Here is a 16,352-nt window from a genome sequence, read left to right as displayed (position 1 = left end):
CAAGAAATCTGATTTCCAATCAGATACCGACTGATTATCGCGGTCTTGTGAGATTGTCTGAGCTCAACGACAACATCGCCAGTCCGGCAGGGCCACTAAATTACGGGCTTGCTCAAGCGACCGCGGCTTATGCCGGCGTCATGGGGAGCGACGATACCGTAGAGGCCGGAGCGATCGCCGGGTGGCTTGCAGTTGCCGAGAAACATTCGTCCGACGCTGTCATAGCACCGGAGCGCCACGCTGACGGCCGGAAAATCAGAACCCCCGTTCTTCGGGTGGGACGCTCCCGCAAACTGCATCCAGTCAAGGACCGCCTGTCCTACCGAACGGCGCCCCTGGGCCTGATTCGAACGAGTGAACTGAAGCGCCTCTCCCTCCGGTTCACGCCGGGTTTTCCCACCGGTGATGATCAGGAATTCTCGTCCAAGCTCTGGTTTGGGGCTGGGCGGATAGATTATGCCCGTGGTGCCGGCCATTATGTGGTTGGGTCAGATGCAGACGACCGGGTGACCTTCGCTCGTCGCCCAGTGGCGGAGGAGCTTGGCTTTCTAATTGCGCTGGTCAGGGGTGACTGGTTTCGCCGGCGAAGAGGTGTCGAGAAACGCGCGATCATCGTGAAATTGGTGCGTGTGCACTTGTTCAGCTTGGTACAGAACCGGTTCGACTCCGGAGGATGGTCCGCAGATGACAGAGCTGAGGCCTCGGCTGTGCTCAAGGAACTGCTTACGCATGCGCCAGATGCGCTGAAGCCGCTCAGCCTCGCTGACCAGCGGCTTCTGCACGCCATCGAAGATCCGACGGTTGCCTCAGAAGAACTGCGTCGGCATGCGGAGAGCCGGCGTAAGTTCGGACGGCTGGATACACTGGTGCCGGGTTCGCTGATGGCGGCCCTGAGCCCGGAGTCTCCGCTGCGTATTATGCCGGCTGCTGCGCTGTTGCGGTAATGCAGAACTGCCCTGTTCTCGCAAATGTTTACCCGACAGGGACTATTGTGGCGTTGGTGTAGTAAAGACTCCCGAATTTCGACGACGCCTTTCGTTGACGTAGTGACGAATTACGGAGTGTCTGCCGAGAGCCACGGCAGGGTTTCGGGTCATCATCACTTCCCGTCGATTGGAAGAGCTGTACAGCTTTGCGGCGAGTGCCAGATCGGCCGCATTCTCTATCGTGAGAGCTGCCCGAGCGAAGCGTGCGTCCCGGACGCTTAACGAACCGAAGCCATCCCCGGTCAGTTCCTCTAGGCCTACGTAGAACTCGCGCCAGGCAGCTGATTCACGAGCATTCCAGATGGGACTGCCCGGAGGAAGTCCGGGCACGCTGCTGGCCATTGCCTTGGCAGCAATCTCGGCGCGACGCTGCAGTGCACCGATACCGTGCACGCGCATGAGCTTGGTGCCGATAGCTCTGCGGTGAGCTTTGGGAGCCTTTGCGAGCCAACCCTGCTTCGCTAAAGGAGCGAACCACGCAAGTTCTTCTTCAAGCGGCGCTACTGCAGCTGTGACCCGGCCCTCGCCTGCGTCATTGGTCTGGCAGTATGCGGGGCTGCCATAGGGATAAGCGACCGGTTCTGAACTGAAGAATAGGCGCAGACTAGGCTCGAGATCCTCACCTACCCGAACACCTTCTGTATACCGGAAGCCAATCTCCTCGAGCTTGGATCGAAGCAGCAATCCATGAGGAAGACTGCGGGTTGCCAACTCATCCTTCAGCGGGTGCAAGATGGGCGGCTTGGACGCCCGAATTCGGGGCAACGTCAGAATCACTCCTTCTGGAGTGCGAACAGGTGCGAGAACTCCAGCCGCGCCGGTAGCGCGTGCTGTGGCGAGCCAAGCCTGCAGTGCGGCCGGCTCAAGATAGTCGTCAGAATCCACAAACGTGATGTAATCCGCCTGCGATCGATGCAGCGCGAAATTCTTCGGACCTGCAGGTGAATAGATTCCGTCACAGAATTCCACCAGCGATACGGAGTCGTTCAACATATCGTCATCGAGGACGGACGCAACCGATTCAACTTCGATATTGTGGCAAATAATGGAGACGTGAAGAGAAGCACCTGACGCGGCAAGCGTTGCCTGCTGGCTCAACAGGGAGCGAAGGGTCCGTCGGACGGGGCGGTTGGTGTCGTGGAGCGGTACGACTGCTTCAATAGACACTGGCGCGGGCAGCGTAGCGCGACTGGCGGACTTCATGAGCTGGGCACTCCTACGAAACTGAGGTTGGCATCTACTCTATCGGGGCGTACTCGAAATCTTATCGACCTCAAACTCAGACGCATGCCGCATCGCAACTGGCATAATGGAATGATGCCGAAACCGCGCTTGCTCATTCTTTCCTTCTCGCCGCTAAGATCGGACGCGCGAATCCTCAAGCAGATTGCGCTCTTTCGCGAGCGCTATCAAGTTTCTACCTGCGGCTATGGTGAAGCCCCGGAGGGCGTGAACGAACACCACCGAATTCCGGATGATCTAATTTTCTGGCAGTACCCCAAGAGATCGGTCGTTCTGCGTACCTTTTCGCGCGCCTACTGGTCGAACCCGGCGGTCGCACACGTTCGTTCTCACCTTCCGCGAAGCTCGTATGATGTAGTCCTTGCGAACGACATCGATACCGCTGGACTGGCGCTTTGGCTTGCTCCTGTACAAGGAGTCCATTTAGACCTGCACGAGTATTGTCCGCGAATGAAGGAGGACGTTCTCCGCTGGCGGCTATTCATGGGCCCGTTTATGACATGGATGGTGCGCCGATATGCTACCAAGGTCCAATCTGTTACCACCGTCGCCGATCATATCGCCGGAGAGTACCGGCGTGAGTTCGGACTGGACGCAGCGGTCGTAACAAATGCCGCACCATTCTTCGATGCGGGTCCGACAAGTGTGACCCAGCCTATACGTCTCGTACATTCCGGCGGTGCCGAGCCCGGTCGGATGGAAACCATGCTCGAATCGATGAGTATGGTTCGTAGCGATGTGACACTTGACCTTTATCTGACGCATAACTATGGCGAATATTTCGAGTCGTTGCGTCGACGCATCGAAACTATGCCCAACGTCACCCTCCATGATCCCGTGCCCTACACACAGTTGCTGAAAACCTTGAACGACTATGACGTCGGTGTTTATGTCCTACCCCCGTTGAACTTCAACTACGCTTGGGCGCTCCCTAACAAGTTCTTCGACTTCGTTCAAGCACGTCTCGGTATGCTGATTGGTCCCTCGCCCGAGATGGAGCGACTAGTCCGAACACACGGTTTAGGAGAGGTGACGACGGACTTCACTCCAGCTTCCCTCGCTTCAGCCATCGACGCTCTCACCCTTGAAAAGGTCATGGAGTATAAGCGCGCAGCCCACAGTGCGGCTCCATTGCTGTCGGCCGAGGAACAGATTGTTGGATGGTCTCGAGCAGTTGACCTGCTCGTGGAGGACCGGTCGATCGCCTGATGACCAGGGTTCTCCAGTTCAATGATTGTGCTTTCGTCGCGCGGTCGATGGTGTCGGCTGCGGCCCAGCACGGGCTGAGATGGGAGTACTTGTCGCCTTCGCAAGTGCGCCCGCTTCGCCCTGTTACTGGAGGACCCTTACGGCAGAAGGCAGCTTATTTTCCGTACTGGCTGCGTCGCATAGGGGCAGTTTCCCGAGCCCAAGTAGTGCACGTGCACTACGGAACCTCCGCCAGGCTGCTCCGCGACCCTGGGGTGCCTAAGCGGCCCTACGTGTTAACTCTTCATGGTTCCGACATTCGACGGCAATGGAAGGATCCACAGTTCCACGAGGAGATTCAGTCCGCGATTGACGGCGCCGCACACGTCTTTTATGCGAACAATGACACCGCGGAAAACGCTCTGGCTGCGCGTGCCGATGCTGAATTTCTCCCGGCACTTTTGGATGCATCACGGCTGCCGATCTGGTCTCCGGACGAAGAGGATCCGAGCATCCTGTTCGTGTCCAGATGGGATGCAGATAAAGGGGTCGGTCGCCAGCTGCAGTTGGCCGCATCCCTGACTCGGGCGGCCTGTGGTCGGGCGCGCATCGTCGGTCTCGATTGGGGGCCAGGTGCCGAAGAAGCTCGGCGGGCGGGAGTTACTCTTCTTCCGCAAATGACCCAGATCGAGTTTCATCGTTTGATGGCACGAGCGCACATTGCGATCGGTCAGGCGACCAACAATTTCGCAACGAGTGAGTTCGAGGCGCTGTGTATGGGTCTTCCGATGGCAGCTCTGGGCAGTCGGCTTCCCAGACCCGATGACGGTACGGTCCCCCCGGTTATGGAGGGTTCCGTGAAGGATGTTGTTGAGCAGGTGTTAGACGCACTGGCACAACCTCGCGAAGTGGCAGCGCGCCTAGGCAGTTCCGGCTGGGCGCTGCCACGGTACGACGCCGGTGCTTATACTTCCAAGCTGGCCACTCTCTACGAGAATGTAGCGCAAGTGTCCGCTTGAACCGATCATGAAGACAGGAAAGCCCTCGGTTCTCGCTCTTTAGTCCGCGCGGGTGTGCTGTGCGTTCGAAGAAAGGCCAGCGAGGACGGCCTGCTCGGCGAAGTCCGTGTTGTCTGCAACCACCTCATCGAAAGTCCCACGACTGACTATCGAACCATCCTTCATGAAACAGACCTGATCGCTGTGGCGGATGGTGGACAGTCTGTGTGCCACCGATATGACGGTGGTTTCTCCATGCAGTTCCCGAATAGCGGCAGCGACGGCGGCTTCGGTGGAGGTATCCAGCGCGCTGGTAGCTTCATCGAGCACCAGGACCAGCGGGTCAACGTACAGCGCGCGGGCAATGCCGAGCCGTTGGCGTTGCCCCCCCGACAAGGCGAGACCTCTCTCGCCGACCCTAGCGTGGATTCCGCCGACTCTGGAATCGACGGTAGTCAGAAGCTGGGCGCGCCGGAGAGCTTCCCTCACCTTTTCTTCGTCGAAGTCACTGCTCCAGGTCAAAGCGACATTTTGGGCGATTGAGCCATCAAAGATAGCTACGTCTTGGGGAACGTAACCCACTCGCGAACGCCAGTCTGCCAACACGTCCTCCAACGGGATGCCGTCCAGCTGCATGTTCCCGGCGGACGGAGTGAGGAGCCCCAGCAGAATATCTATGAGAGTCGATTTACCCGCACCAGATTGACCGACGATCCCGAGGGACGAGCCGATCGGCAAGTCGAGATTTACTCCGCGCACGGCGGGAGAGGATGCGCCTGGGTAGGTGAACTCGACTTGCTGAAGTACCAGATTCTGCGGCTGTGCGCTGATGGCCGTGTGTCCGATGGCCTCCGTCTGGTGGCGGTGCGCCTGTGTGCTCTTGATGTCTTCCATTACAACGCTGGTGTACGGCAGGGTCGACTGAGTCAGCGTCAGTTGTGTTTGCACCGCTGTAAGGGACGGAACCATCTTGAAGCCGGCTATGCCGAAGATGGCGACGGCTGCAAGCGCATTTTCCATCCCTCCGATGACGAAGGAAATTGTTCCAACCAGAAGAAAACCGCCGATCAAAGCCATATCGACCACGAATTTGGGCACGGCCGCCAGGAATCGGATATTGGATCGGGAGTGAGCCGCTCGGGAGCGGCTCGCGAAGACAACGTCGGCGACCTGCTCCGCCTTATTGCGGAGAGTGATTTCTTTGAGCGCCGAGATCATCTCGGACACCAGGGTGGACATGCGCATTGCCGCATCACGGTTCACGCGGCCCGCTTCGTAAGACTTCTTGGTCAGCCACAAGTAGAGAATGGTCGCGATCAGACCCAGATAGATCAGGGTGACACCCGCGGTCAACGGCTGAGTGACGACAAGAATCGCAAGGACTGACAGAAAGGACAGAATCTGTGACGGGATCGTAACGGTGGGTATTAAGACACCTGAGATCGTGTTCGCAATGCCTACGTCGATCAGGCGAACCAATTCCGCTGTTGAACGTTTCATGCGCTCGGTCCAGGGCGAGCGGATGTAGCTGTTGAACAGGTGCGTACCGATCTCAAGTTCGAACTGGGCAAATTTTCGCGTCGAGATCCACTGCAGCCAAATGCTGACGAAGGACTTCACGATCATGAGTGCCGCTGAAGCAACCAGGATCAACAAACTGGACTCTTGGGAGACAGTGCCCAGCACAGGGAGATTCACGTTCCCCGCGCCGAGAATCTGCGTCATCACTATTGCGAATACACCCAGGGCTGCGGCCTCGACAAGTGATAGCAGAGAGAGAAGAATGCCGAACACGATAATGAATCGCCGCGCGTTCTCAGGGAGAAGGGGCATGAGCTCGCGCAGGACGCGAAAAAGATCTTTCATCGGTTCTCCGAAGCCAAGGGTCAGGCAGGACGTTTCCGTGCACTGTTTCGCACTACATCCTACGTGTTTACCCTCCATGCATCCCGCCTAGATGATGGTCGGCGGTCACGCCCAGCTGCGTGAGAAGATGGCTCTCATGTCAACTACTACCCATGTGACGCACCTGTTCGACTGCGCGGATGTCGGTTCAGCGCTTGTCCGCGAGGGAAAGCGGCAGAATCAACCCTGGCGTCAGATTCAGGGACCGTGGATGCGCGGCGGGACCAAGAGGGCGTACTACCGCTTCCTTGGTGAGATGGCTCTCAGCTATCCGCGCACGAAGCTCTGGCATGTTCACATGGGCGGCCGAGCCCGATGGGCGCGAGGGCGTTTCGCGCGGCCGTACGTGTTGACGCTGCACGGGACAGACATCAAGGAGAATTACTGGCAGGAAGAACATCACGATCGCCTGAAGGTGGATGTTGACCTAGCGCGTCACGTGTTCTATACCACTCCGGAACTTCGAGAAAAGGCTGAACGCGCTCGACCGGACGCCGAGTATATGCCCCAGGCCATGGATTTGGACATGTTACCTGCATGGGCTCCAGCCGATCGCCCAAGAGTTTTCTTCCCTTCACGCTGGGATGCTCAGAAGGGAGGTGACGGGCTGCTCGAAGCCGCTGCCCAAGTTGTTGCGGCAGTTGGGGGTAAGGCAGATATTGTTGGACTTGACTGGGGAAACCGCGCGCCAGAAGCTGCTGCTCTCGGTGTAACCCTAATCCCCAAGATGGACGTGCGAAGCTACGTGGCAGAGCTCGCACGGGCGCATGTTGCTGTAGGTCAGACGGCCGGCATCCTGTCCGTCAGTGAATTGCAAGCTATGGCAATCGGGGTTCCATTAGTTTTCTCCGACCCTGTAGAGGGGTATCCCGAGGAGGCGGAAATGGGAGCAATCGTTGTCAATCGTCAGGATGCGGGGACGGCAGTCCTCGAAGCCTTGAGTGACCCACTTTCCACGTCCAAACAATTGGGCGGTCCCGCTTACGTCCGACGCCACCATGACCCAGCGGGAATGATCGACCGCTTGAGCGCGGTGTACGCGCGGGTATCCGAGGAAGCGGCCCTCGGGAGCGAAGCGTGAGTCCGGCTGGGGTGGACAAGCCGCATCTTTTATATGTCGCATTTGCTTTTCCTCCCAGCACCGCTTCATCGGTGTACCGGTGCCTCGCCGTTCCGAATGCTTTCGCGGCTGCTGGGTGGGACGTCACGGTCCTGACAATCGATGGCGAAATATGGTCACAGATCTCAGGTGTCGATGACGAGCTTCTGAACGCCGTTGATCCGGCAGTCAGGGTTGTGCGGATAGCGGATGGGGGTGCGGAAGATCGCGCAAAGGGAGACATTCGCACGTACTCGAGATTACGGATCGAAGCTCCCTACATCTGGCAGGCTCTTCTGTCCCTACGCAGCAGACGATTTTTCCCCGAGGCTTTCCATGGGCTATGGCTGAAGCCGGCAGTCAACGCCGCTCGCCGCATCCACCAAGAGCACGAAGTTGATTTGGTGATCGGGTCAGCAAGTCCTTACGTATCATTTGAAGTCGCGCAATCTCTGCCAGACATTCCGTACGTGATGGATTATCGCGACGCGTGGGCGTTCCACACGTTCACCGGTCGACAGAACTTCCCGCCGGAGTCCAAGACCGGCAGGCTGGAATCGAAATATCTTGAGGGTGCCACGCAGGTTTGGTTCGTCAATGATCAGATTCGCGAGGAGTATGCGCGGAGATACCCATCCGCAGAGTCGAAAATGCGCGTCGTGCCGAACGGTTTCGATCCACAACCGGGTCACGCCAAGCCGGCAGTGAAAGCAGTGACGCGACCGGTCTTCGGGTACCTAGGAACGCTCCAGCACGAGAACAATCCGTTGGATGAACTCCTCAATGGGTGGATTGATGCATTCGGGATAACACCGACACAAACGGCGCCGGCAGCCGCAGCACTCATCAGGGGGAAGCTGAGTTCCTCCGGGAGCGTTTCTCCCCAGTTGCTGAGGAAATTTGAAGCGGTTCGGCCGCATGGCATGGAGTATGGCGGTCCAGTCCCTAAGCGGCAGGTTTCCCGATTTTATCAGCAGCTAAATGCATTGATTTTGCTTCTGCCTTCAGGAAAATACATTACGGGAGGCAAGACTGCCGAATATCTGGCAACCGGGCTCCCGATCGTTTCTGTACATGAGCTAGGAAACGCTACGACGGAGATGTTGCGCGATTATCCGTTGTGGTTTCCCGCCGAGGAGTTAACAGCGTCCGCAGTGAGTTCGGCTTTTCGGGCGTGCGCCGACACGCTTTTGAACCCCGATCCTTTACGTTGGGAGGCGGCATGGGAATACGGACAGTCCTTTCTCCGCTCGGCCATGTTGGCGCCGGTCATTGGTGAATTGGCTCACGAAGCGATCGGTCGGCTAGGGCGATCCTCCGATGTTCCGCCTTCAGCGTCGGTCGAGGTAGACGATCAAGTGGCGCTCGAGCGGCGAACCCACGAAACACCTACAGCCATGCCTCCATCCGCACATGAAGAACGAGAGATAAGTGTGCTCGTGCTGATGACTGAAGGCGGTAAGGAAGTTCTCCAGGATCTTCGTGCGCGGATAATGCCGATAGATGGGGTGCGGGTGTCATTCGAAGTTTTCGTCGCTGACAGGGCTGAGGTCGTGGCCGAGGCACATATGGTTCACGGAGTGCAGGCTGGTCCCGCCGAGCGAATTGCGCAGCACGTAGCTGGTCGCGTTGGGCCCATCGGAATAGTGGGCCGGCTACTTCGAGAAAATTTTCACTCACGGCGCCTCGCGCGCTCGGTCAGGCGTGACAACCTGCTGATGGAACGGGCGCTGAGTGCGGACATTGTAATGGCCGCTGATTCCCGAGCAACGCGAGCTGTTTGGCAGTTGAAGTCGCGTTGTCACGGCGACCTCGTTAGAGGCGCCGTTGCCTTAGTGCACGCACTGCGGAAGAAGTCCGGTGAGACGCGTTCAGAGGGGCCAGCGCACGTCCGGTAGCCTAGTGGATGAATATGACGGGCGGACAAGATTGAGATGGACCGGGTCCGCTGGCACGCTCGCGGCGACGCCGTTTTCTAGGATGCGTGACGCACACTTTGGAGGAATGATTAAGTGAACGTTGACCTCGTCGTTGTAGGTTCCGGCTTTTTTGGCCTGACCGTCGCAGAGCGGGCCGCCCGGGAGCTCGGGCTTAAGGTCGCTGTCCTGGATCGGCGCCACCACATCGGTGGCAATGCATATAGCGAGAATGAGCAGCAGACGGGGATTGAGGTCCACCGTTATGGCGCTCACCTCTTCCACACCTCGAATGAACGGGTGTGGGAGTATGTCAACCGCTTCACTGCTTTCACCGGGTACCAGCACAAGGTGTATACAAGCCACAAGGGCGAGGTCTACCCCATGCCCATCAATCTGGGCACCATTAATCAATTCTTTCGCGCATCCATGGGTCCGGGAGAAGCGCGCGAAATGATTCAGGAGCAAGCCGGGGAGCTCGCGGGGACCGACCCGCAGAACCTCAACGACAAGGGCATCCAGCTCATCGGGCGGCCACTGTATGAAGCCTTTATCAAGTACTACACGGGCAAGCAGTGGCAGACAGATCCCACAGACCTTCCTGCTGAAATCATTTCCCGCCTGCCCGTTCGTTACACCTACGACAACAGATACTTCAATGACACCTACGAGGGACTGCCAGTTAACGGCTACACCGCCTGGATAGAACGTATGGCTGAGCATCCGAACATCACTGTCGAACTGAATACCGACTTCTTCGACGAAAGCCACGCCTACTCACGGAAATCAACGCGTGGACAGGTGCCGGTGATCTACACCGGGGCTGTCGACCGGTACTTCGACTATGCCGAGGGGGATCTGTCCTGGCGGACCATCGATTTGGAGGAGGAAGTCCTCGCGATCGAGGACTTCCAGGGCTGCCCGGTGATGAACTATCCTGACGAGGACGTCCCCTACACGCGCATCCACGAATTCCGGCACTTCCATCCCGAGCGCGATTACACAAAGGACGCGACGGTAATCATGCGCGAGTATTCGCGGTTCGCTGAGAAGGGTGACGAGCCGTACTACCCCATCAATACCGAATCCGACCGCAGGAAACTCCTGGCATATCGGGACCTTGCCAAGGGCGAGGACATGGTCCTGTTTGGCGGACGCCTGGGAACCTACAAGTACCTCGACATGCACATGGCCATCGGGTCCGCGCTGTCGATGTTCGATAACAAGATCAAGCCCCACTTCAACGGTGGCGCAACGCTCGAGAGTGGGGGAATCGACGCATGAGTACGTCTGCGGTCGTCAATGATCAAGTGAGTAGCCCGAATCAGGGACAGGCCTGGCGGATAGTCCACCGGGTGGTATTTCCAGAGGGCGGCGACGCGGACATAATGCCGTTGTACGCCGACTTCAACGGCGCGAGGCGGATACAGTCGGAGTCCGACAGTGGTTCGTGGAAGGAGCAGTCAGCCGGGCTCACCGTGCCAGCTGCCGCCACCCACCCCGACTATGTCCTCGACCGCCGTCAGCTTGCCCTTCCGGCGCGCGAACGGGTGTCGCTGGGAACCTACTTCAATGCTTTCCCGGCGAGCTACTGGCGAGCCCACACCGATATCCGTACTGTTCGGTTGAGCGTCAGCCTTGATGCCGATGCGACTATCGCCATCTATCGATCCACCGCTCGCGGGATTATCAACAGGGTGAGCAGCCAGAAAGTCAGCGCGGCGGAAGGCCACTCACTAACCGTCGACCTTCCTCTCACCAACTTCGGCGATGGCGGCTGGTACTGGTTTGACCTTTCTGCGCACGGTGAGCAGGTCACGCTTCAGGACGCACACTGGAGTGTCCACGCGCCTCAACAGGTCGCCATCGGCAAGCTCACGATCGCCGTCACCACATTCAACCGGCCGGACTACTGCGTCAGAAACCTGAAGACCATCTCTTCATCTCCCGAACTGATGGACATCCTTCACCGCGTAATCGTCACGGACCAGGGAACCCAGAAGGTAGCGGCGGAGGAGGGCTTCGCCGAGGCTGAAAGCAGCTTGGGAGGACGCTTGGCCGTCGTGAACCAGCCGAACCTTGGGGGCTCAGGCGGCTTCGCCAGGGGAATGCTGGAAACTATCAACGACTCTGAGAGCAGCTACGTGATGCTGCTGGATGACGACGTCGAGATGGAAACAGAGGGGATCTTGAGGGCGGCGCAGTTCGCTGACTTCACTCGGGAGCCCACCATTGTTGGCGGTCACATGTTCAACCTGTTTGAGCGCTCCGTTATGCACCACTTCGGTGAAGCGGTGGACCGGTACCGCTTCCGCTATGGAGCCTCCCCGAACACGGAGGAGGCTCACGACTTTGCAGCGAGGAACCTTCGCGACACTCCCTGGATGCACCGCCGGATTGACGTCGATTACAACGGGTGGTGGATGTGCCTCATTCCCACCGAGATCATTAATGACATCGGTCTGGCACTTCCTGTTTTCATCAAGTGGGACGACGTTGAGTACGGGGTCCGTGCACAGGCGAACGGCTACCGGACTGTCACTCTTCCCGGCGCCGCCGTCTGGCACATGCCGTGGACCGAAAAAGACGACACGATCGACTGGCAGGCGTATTATCACCAGCGCAATCGGTGGCTCGCGACACTCCTTTACTCGCCCTACAAGCGGGGCGGCCGGATGCCGCAGGAAAGTCTCGCTGTTGATGTCCGTCACCTTCTATCCATGCAGTACTCGTCGGTGGAGCTGCGTTTGCAGGCACTCGAAGACATCCTGAAAGGCCCGGATCACCTCCACCGGTCCCTTGGGTCGAAACTGGGAGAAGTTCGCGCGACGAGGGCACAATTCGACGATGCACGGGTAGCGTCCGAGCCCGCGTCTTTCCCCTCGGTGAAACGCAGCAAGCCGCCACGAAAGGGCAAAGGACCAACGCAAGCCCACAGCATGCCGGCGGCACTGGTCAAGGCGGCGAGTGGTGTTCTACATCAGGTCAAGCCCGTTCCGGGTGAAGCCCGGGAACACCCCGAAGAGCACATTGCGGCGATGGATGCGCGCTGGTGGAGACTCTCACAACTGGATTCCGTGCTTGTGACCTCATCCGACGGGTCCGGGGTTTCGTGGCACAAACGCGACACCGGCAAGGCACGCGAGCTGGCGCTTCGCAGCGCCTCGCTTCACCGGCGTCTGCTGACGCGATGGGACGAACTCGCCGAAGCCTATAAGTCGGCACTGCCGCAATTCACTTCGCCCACGGCATGGGCGGAGACTTTCTACACATCCGGTGCACACGGAAACAAGGCGGAATGACTGCAGTTTCAGGTGAGCACGGGGGGTCTGCGCAGGCAGAGTTGAGGACACCCGGTCGGGGTGCCGGCCTGCGGGATGTCGCACGCCATCGTTTCCTTCTCAAGCTCCTGGTCGACAAGGAGATTAAAGTCCGGTATCGCGGATCGGTGCTTGGACTGCTCTGGTCCTATGTGAAACCTGGCGTTCAGTTCATCGTCTTCTACATAGCGCTCGGGATCTTCCTGGGGCTCGAGCAGAGCGACAGAAACCCTGATGGACTTCCCAATTATGCGATCTACCTTTTCTCCGGCATAGTCCTGATCAACTTCTTCTCAGAGGCACTAGGCAATGCATCGCGATCGATCGTCGGAAACAGCGGACTGATCAAAAAGATCTACCTTCCCCGGGAGCTTTTCCCGGTATCAGCCATATGGGTATCGGGGGTTCACTTCCTCCCTCAGATGGTTATCCTCGTTGTGGCCTGTCTGTTCACGGGATGGTCTCCGGAGCCCCTGCAGTTGGTGGTGGCAGTCCTGGGTTTCCTCATTGCCGCGTTCTTTGCCACTGGATTGGGCCTGATATTCGGTGCAATCAACGTCTACTACCGCGACGCCGAGAATCTTGTTGACATGTTGCTGATGATTGCGACTTGGGCGTCACCCGTCCTCTATTCGTGGGAAATGGTGCGGCGGCAACTGGGCGACACAGCGTTGTCCATCTACATGCTTAATCCGCTCACAGTCAGCGTCGAGACCTTCCACTACGCCTTCTGGCTGCCGACTACCGATCAGCGGTTCGAACTCCCTCCAGGGTTCCTGCCGGTGTGGCTTCCGATTGCACTCGCTGTTGCATTATCGACGGTCATCCTCGGGCAGCACGTTTTCCGGCGCCTCGAAGGCCGCTTCGCGCAGGAGCTATAGATATGGCGTTGGCAATTGAAATATCAGGCATTCAGAAGCGGTTCGCCCTTCGGCATACAAGATCTCTCAAGGAGACAGTGCTGTGGCTCCTGAAGGGGAGGAAGGGCGACCTATCAAAGACTTTCCCGGCCCTCGATAGCGTGTCCCTGACAGTGGAAGAGGGTGAAACGGTAGCGCTCCTAGGCTTCAACGGTTCGGGGAAATCCACCCTTCTCAAGCACATTTCGGGCGTCATGCTGCCGGATACCGGAACGGTACGGACCCGGGGACGGGTAGCGGGTCTCATTGAAGTGGGCGCCGGGTTCCATCCCGATCTGAGCGGTAGGGACAATGTCTTCCTCAACGGTGCCATCCTTGGGATGTCGGAGAAAGATATTCACCGGCAGTTCGATTCAATCGTGGAGTTCGCTGAAATCGGTGAGTTCATCGATACGGAGGTCCGGTTCTACTCTTCCGGCATGTATCTGCGGTTAGCATTCTCGGTTGCCGTGCACACTGACCCTAATGTTTTCCTGATCGACGAAATTCTCGCGGTAGGGGACGAGCCGTTTCAGCGCAAGTGCCTCAGTAAAATCAAGGAACTCGCGGAAGCCGGGAAGACACTGGTAGTGGTGAGCCACGATCTCGATCTGATCGGGCAAATCTGCAGGCGCGGCGTCGTGCTGGAAAAAGGGCGAATAGTCCATGATGCACCGGTGGCCGAGGCCATCGCACACATCCGGAGTCTGTAAAGCACGGGACTAGCCGCAGTTGGTTACTTCATAGAGCTTGGCATCGCCTTCCTCATCCACCAATTCGTAGTTTAAAGCGCCCTCGACCTCGTCGAACGCCGGATAGAGGTGGGCCAGCGGACGATCCAGCAGGTAATAGTCGCCGAAGTCGAGAACATACTCGACTCCCAGATCCTCAGCTACGGCACACGCCTCCGATGTGGGGCCGGCCGAGTCCAATTCACGCGCTATCAGTGACAGATCCGCCGAGAGGGTTCCCATGTGGTATTGCGTGACCTCGGTGCCGCTGAATGCATAGGCCAGGGCGCTTCCGTTCCACGGATTGACGCCGACCACTGCATCGTCCGGAACCGTTTCGTCAAGCCGCTCGAGCAACTCGCGCTCGGAGGGCGAGAGAATGGTGGGATTGCCGCCGTACGTGTGATTCACCTGCGTGGCAACGACCATCTGGTCAATCGGGCCGCGCTGGCTGTACAGCGCACCCACCACCACGAAAGCCAGGGTGAGCGTTCCCGCCAGTATCGCTGCGGCCCTTCGGCGGGATCCGTCGCCATTGACCGCGCGCTGAACGAGGCGGCGGGCCCCGGTGATGAGGTATCCCGCTCCGAATGCCGCAACAACGACGGTCGGAATTGGCAGGAGGGAGGCAAGCCGCTGGGGATCCTGGTACCAGGACCCGGTGAACGCCATGCGGACAAAGCCACGCGGCTCGTTTGCCGCGATCACATAGAGCAGAACTGCGACCGAAAACACGCCAAGTAACCAAAGCGGGGCTCTCCGCTTCAGGATGCCGACTATCCCGGCCGCGGTGGCGATGCCGAGAACCACAGCGGCATCCCGTCCGTGCGGTGCGCTGGTGAGCGCTTCACCGATCGCGTCCCAACGGCTGTCGTTGAAGGGCTGCCAACTGTTATAGCCGGTGATGAGCAATGCCTGCCAGACCACAAGGAAGGCAGTTGTCGATACAGCCCCGACGAGCCCCGGGACCACTAGCGAAACGGCAGGACCGGTTTGGTACCTCGCCCGCGCCCAGATCCACCAACGCCATGCCAAGAGCGGCACGCTGAGTGCCAGCAACGCCGAGAAGCCGTTCGGTTGTGCTGTAAATAATCCGGAAAGTCCGGCGGCAAGGGCAATGAAGGAACCGAATGGGCTGAGTCCGGAGCCGCGGGGTGACCGGAGCACTGATATGACGACAGCAAGGACAGCCGGAAGAATAGAGTAGGAGAGCAGGTTCGGATAAAGGGGACCGAAGTCGAGCAGACCCAATGGGAAAGCCGGAAACGCCGCAGAAAAGATGCCGGCGAAAAGGATCGCGAAAGGTCGCGGACCGATGACAACCCGGGTCAGCAGGACAGCGCCAACGGGCCATACCAGCGAGCAGATGGCGATGTTGAGGGCGTTGACTGCGACGGGGATGGACTGACCGCTCAGCTGCGCGACCATCGACGCGAAGCCGTGCCATGCCGCCGGGTAGATTGCTATTCCGGCATCAGGGCTAAGGAGGCGTCCCAGGGTGAGGCTTGATGCCTGGCCTTCCTCAAGGACAAACTTGACCGCGTTCAGGTGAAAGACGTTGTCGTAGCGTTGCGCAATATTATCCGGAGCGCCGAGGGCTCGGGAAATGTTGTACACGGAAGCCGCGCCGCCGACAGCCAGCCCGGTGAGACCGGCTGTCAGGGAAACCCGATCCAGTTTGGGGGAGTAGGTCCGGTCGATTCTTGCATCAACGAGCTTCGTTACACCGAAGGCCACGGCGCACAGTGCGACGCTGAGAAGTAGAAAGGTCAGAACGGACCACTCCAGGCCCGCAAAGGCTGCCAAGACGCCTGCAACTCCCACAAGTCCCACCGAGAACATCGGCACCAGACCCACTGCTAGGGGTCCTCTTGCGCGGAGCGCTGCTGAAAACAAAAGGCCGGGTATCAAAAGTAAGGCGATCGCCGCAGCGATCGCCGGCAGTGCAGCCCACCAGGACATTGGGTACTCCTGCGGAATCCGGGAAGTGTGGTCGGCGCGAGCATCAAGGAAGAAACCAAGGCTGGCGAACTCACCGACACTATCACGCTGCATCAGCGCCTATTGG

The 16,352-nt window shown here is 58.7% G+C and carries 12 protein-coding genes; 9 read left to right on the top strand and 3 right to left on the bottom strand.

From position 1 onward, the window contains the following. Positions 1–140 precede the first annotated feature (140 nt). The gene (locus tag ACZ2GY_RS11130; RefSeq protein WP_471671892.1) at positions 141–944 is read left to right on the top strand and encodes a hypothetical protein; all 804 of its coding nucleotides are present in this window, start codon (positions 141–143) and stop codon (positions 942–944) included. 42 nt (positions 945–986) lie between these two features. On the opposite strand, the gene ACZ2GY_RS11125 is transcribed toward ACZ2GY_RS11130, so the two are convergent. Next, positions 987–2,084 carry a glycosyltransferase family A protein gene (locus ACZ2GY_RS11125; RefSeq protein ID WP_471671891.1) on the bottom strand — a complete coding sequence of 366 codons (1,098 nt, stop codon included), beginning with the start codon at positions 2,082–2,084 and terminating at the stop codon, positions 987–989. Positions 2,085–2,273: 189 nt separating this feature from the next. Between ACZ2GY_RS11125 and ACZ2GY_RS11120 the strand changes: the two genes are divergently transcribed. Both ACZ2GY_RS11120 and ACZ2GY_RS11115 read left to right on the top strand, forming a co-directional pair. Beyond that, positions 2,274–3,437, top strand: a complete 1,164-nt coding sequence (locus ACZ2GY_RS11120) for a glycosyltransferase family protein (RefSeq protein ID WP_471671890.1) — start codon at positions 2,274–2,276, stop codon at positions 3,435–3,437. Between the two features lie 212 nt (positions 3,438–3,649). Further along, a complete protein-coding gene (locus tag ACZ2GY_RS11115; RefSeq protein ID WP_471671889.1) occupies positions 3,650–4,435 on the top strand; it encodes a glycosyltransferase family protein in 786 nt (261 codons plus the stop codon). A gap of 39 nt (positions 4,436–4,474) precedes the next feature. Here ACZ2GY_RS11115 and ACZ2GY_RS11110 read toward each other — a convergent pair whose 3' ends face one another. Then, positions 4,475–6,280: an ABC transporter ATP-binding protein gene (locus ACZ2GY_RS11110; protein ID WP_471671888.1), complete on the bottom strand. Its 1,806-nt coding sequence runs from the start codon at positions 6,278–6,280 to the stop codon at positions 4,475–4,477. A 136-nt stretch (positions 6,281–6,416) separates the two neighbouring features. Here ACZ2GY_RS11110 and ACZ2GY_RS11105 point away from each other — a divergent pair, with 136 nt between their 5' ends. From ACZ2GY_RS11105 to ACZ2GY_RS11080, 6 genes are all read left to right on the top strand, one after another. Next, positions 6,417–7,400: a glycosyltransferase gene (locus tag ACZ2GY_RS11105; RefSeq protein ID WP_471671887.1), complete on the top strand. Its 984-nt coding sequence runs from the start codon at positions 6,417–6,419 to the stop codon at positions 7,398–7,400. 11 nt (positions 7,401–7,411) lie between these two features. Next, the gene (locus tag ACZ2GY_RS11100; protein WP_471671886.1) at positions 7,412–9,316 is read left to right on the top strand and encodes a glycosyltransferase; all 1,905 of its coding nucleotides are present in this window, start codon (positions 7,412–7,414) and stop codon (positions 9,314–9,316) included. 114 nt (positions 9,317–9,430) lie between these two features. Continuing rightward, positions 9,431–10,618, top strand: coding sequence for a UDP-galactopyranose mutase (gene glf / locus ACZ2GY_RS11095; protein WP_471671885.1), 1,188 nt, complete (start codon positions 9,431–9,433; stop codon positions 10,616–10,618). Next, positions 10,615–12,636, top strand: a complete 2,022-nt coding sequence (locus tag ACZ2GY_RS11090; RefSeq protein ID WP_471671884.1) for a glycosyltransferase — start codon at positions 10,615–10,617, stop codon at positions 12,634–12,636. The genes glf and ACZ2GY_RS11090 overlap by 4 nt, the downstream gene beginning before the upstream one ends. Next, a complete protein-coding gene (locus ACZ2GY_RS11085; RefSeq protein ID WP_471671883.1) occupies positions 12,633–13,535 on the top strand; it encodes an ABC transporter permease in 903 nt (300 codons plus the stop codon). The genes ACZ2GY_RS11090 and ACZ2GY_RS11085 overlap by 4 nt, the downstream gene beginning before the upstream one ends. Before the next feature lie 2 nt (positions 13,536–13,537). Next, positions 13,538–14,266 (top strand): ABC transporter ATP-binding protein, encoded by a 729-nt coding sequence (locus ACZ2GY_RS11080; RefSeq protein WP_471671882.1) that lies wholly within the window; start codon positions 13,538–13,540, stop codon positions 14,264–14,266. A gap of 9 nt (positions 14,267–14,275) precedes the next feature. On the opposite strand, the gene ACZ2GY_RS11075 is transcribed toward ACZ2GY_RS11080, so the two are convergent. Then, positions 14,276–16,339, bottom strand: coding sequence for a DUF6541 family protein (locus tag ACZ2GY_RS11075; RefSeq protein ID WP_471671881.1), 2,064 nt, complete (start codon positions 16,337–16,339; stop codon positions 14,276–14,278). Positions 16,340–16,352 lie beyond the last annotated feature (13 nt).

This window comes from Arthrobacter sp. KKT183, from assembly GCF_055657625.1.
This window is presented reverse-complemented; position numbering and strand designations above follow the sequence as displayed.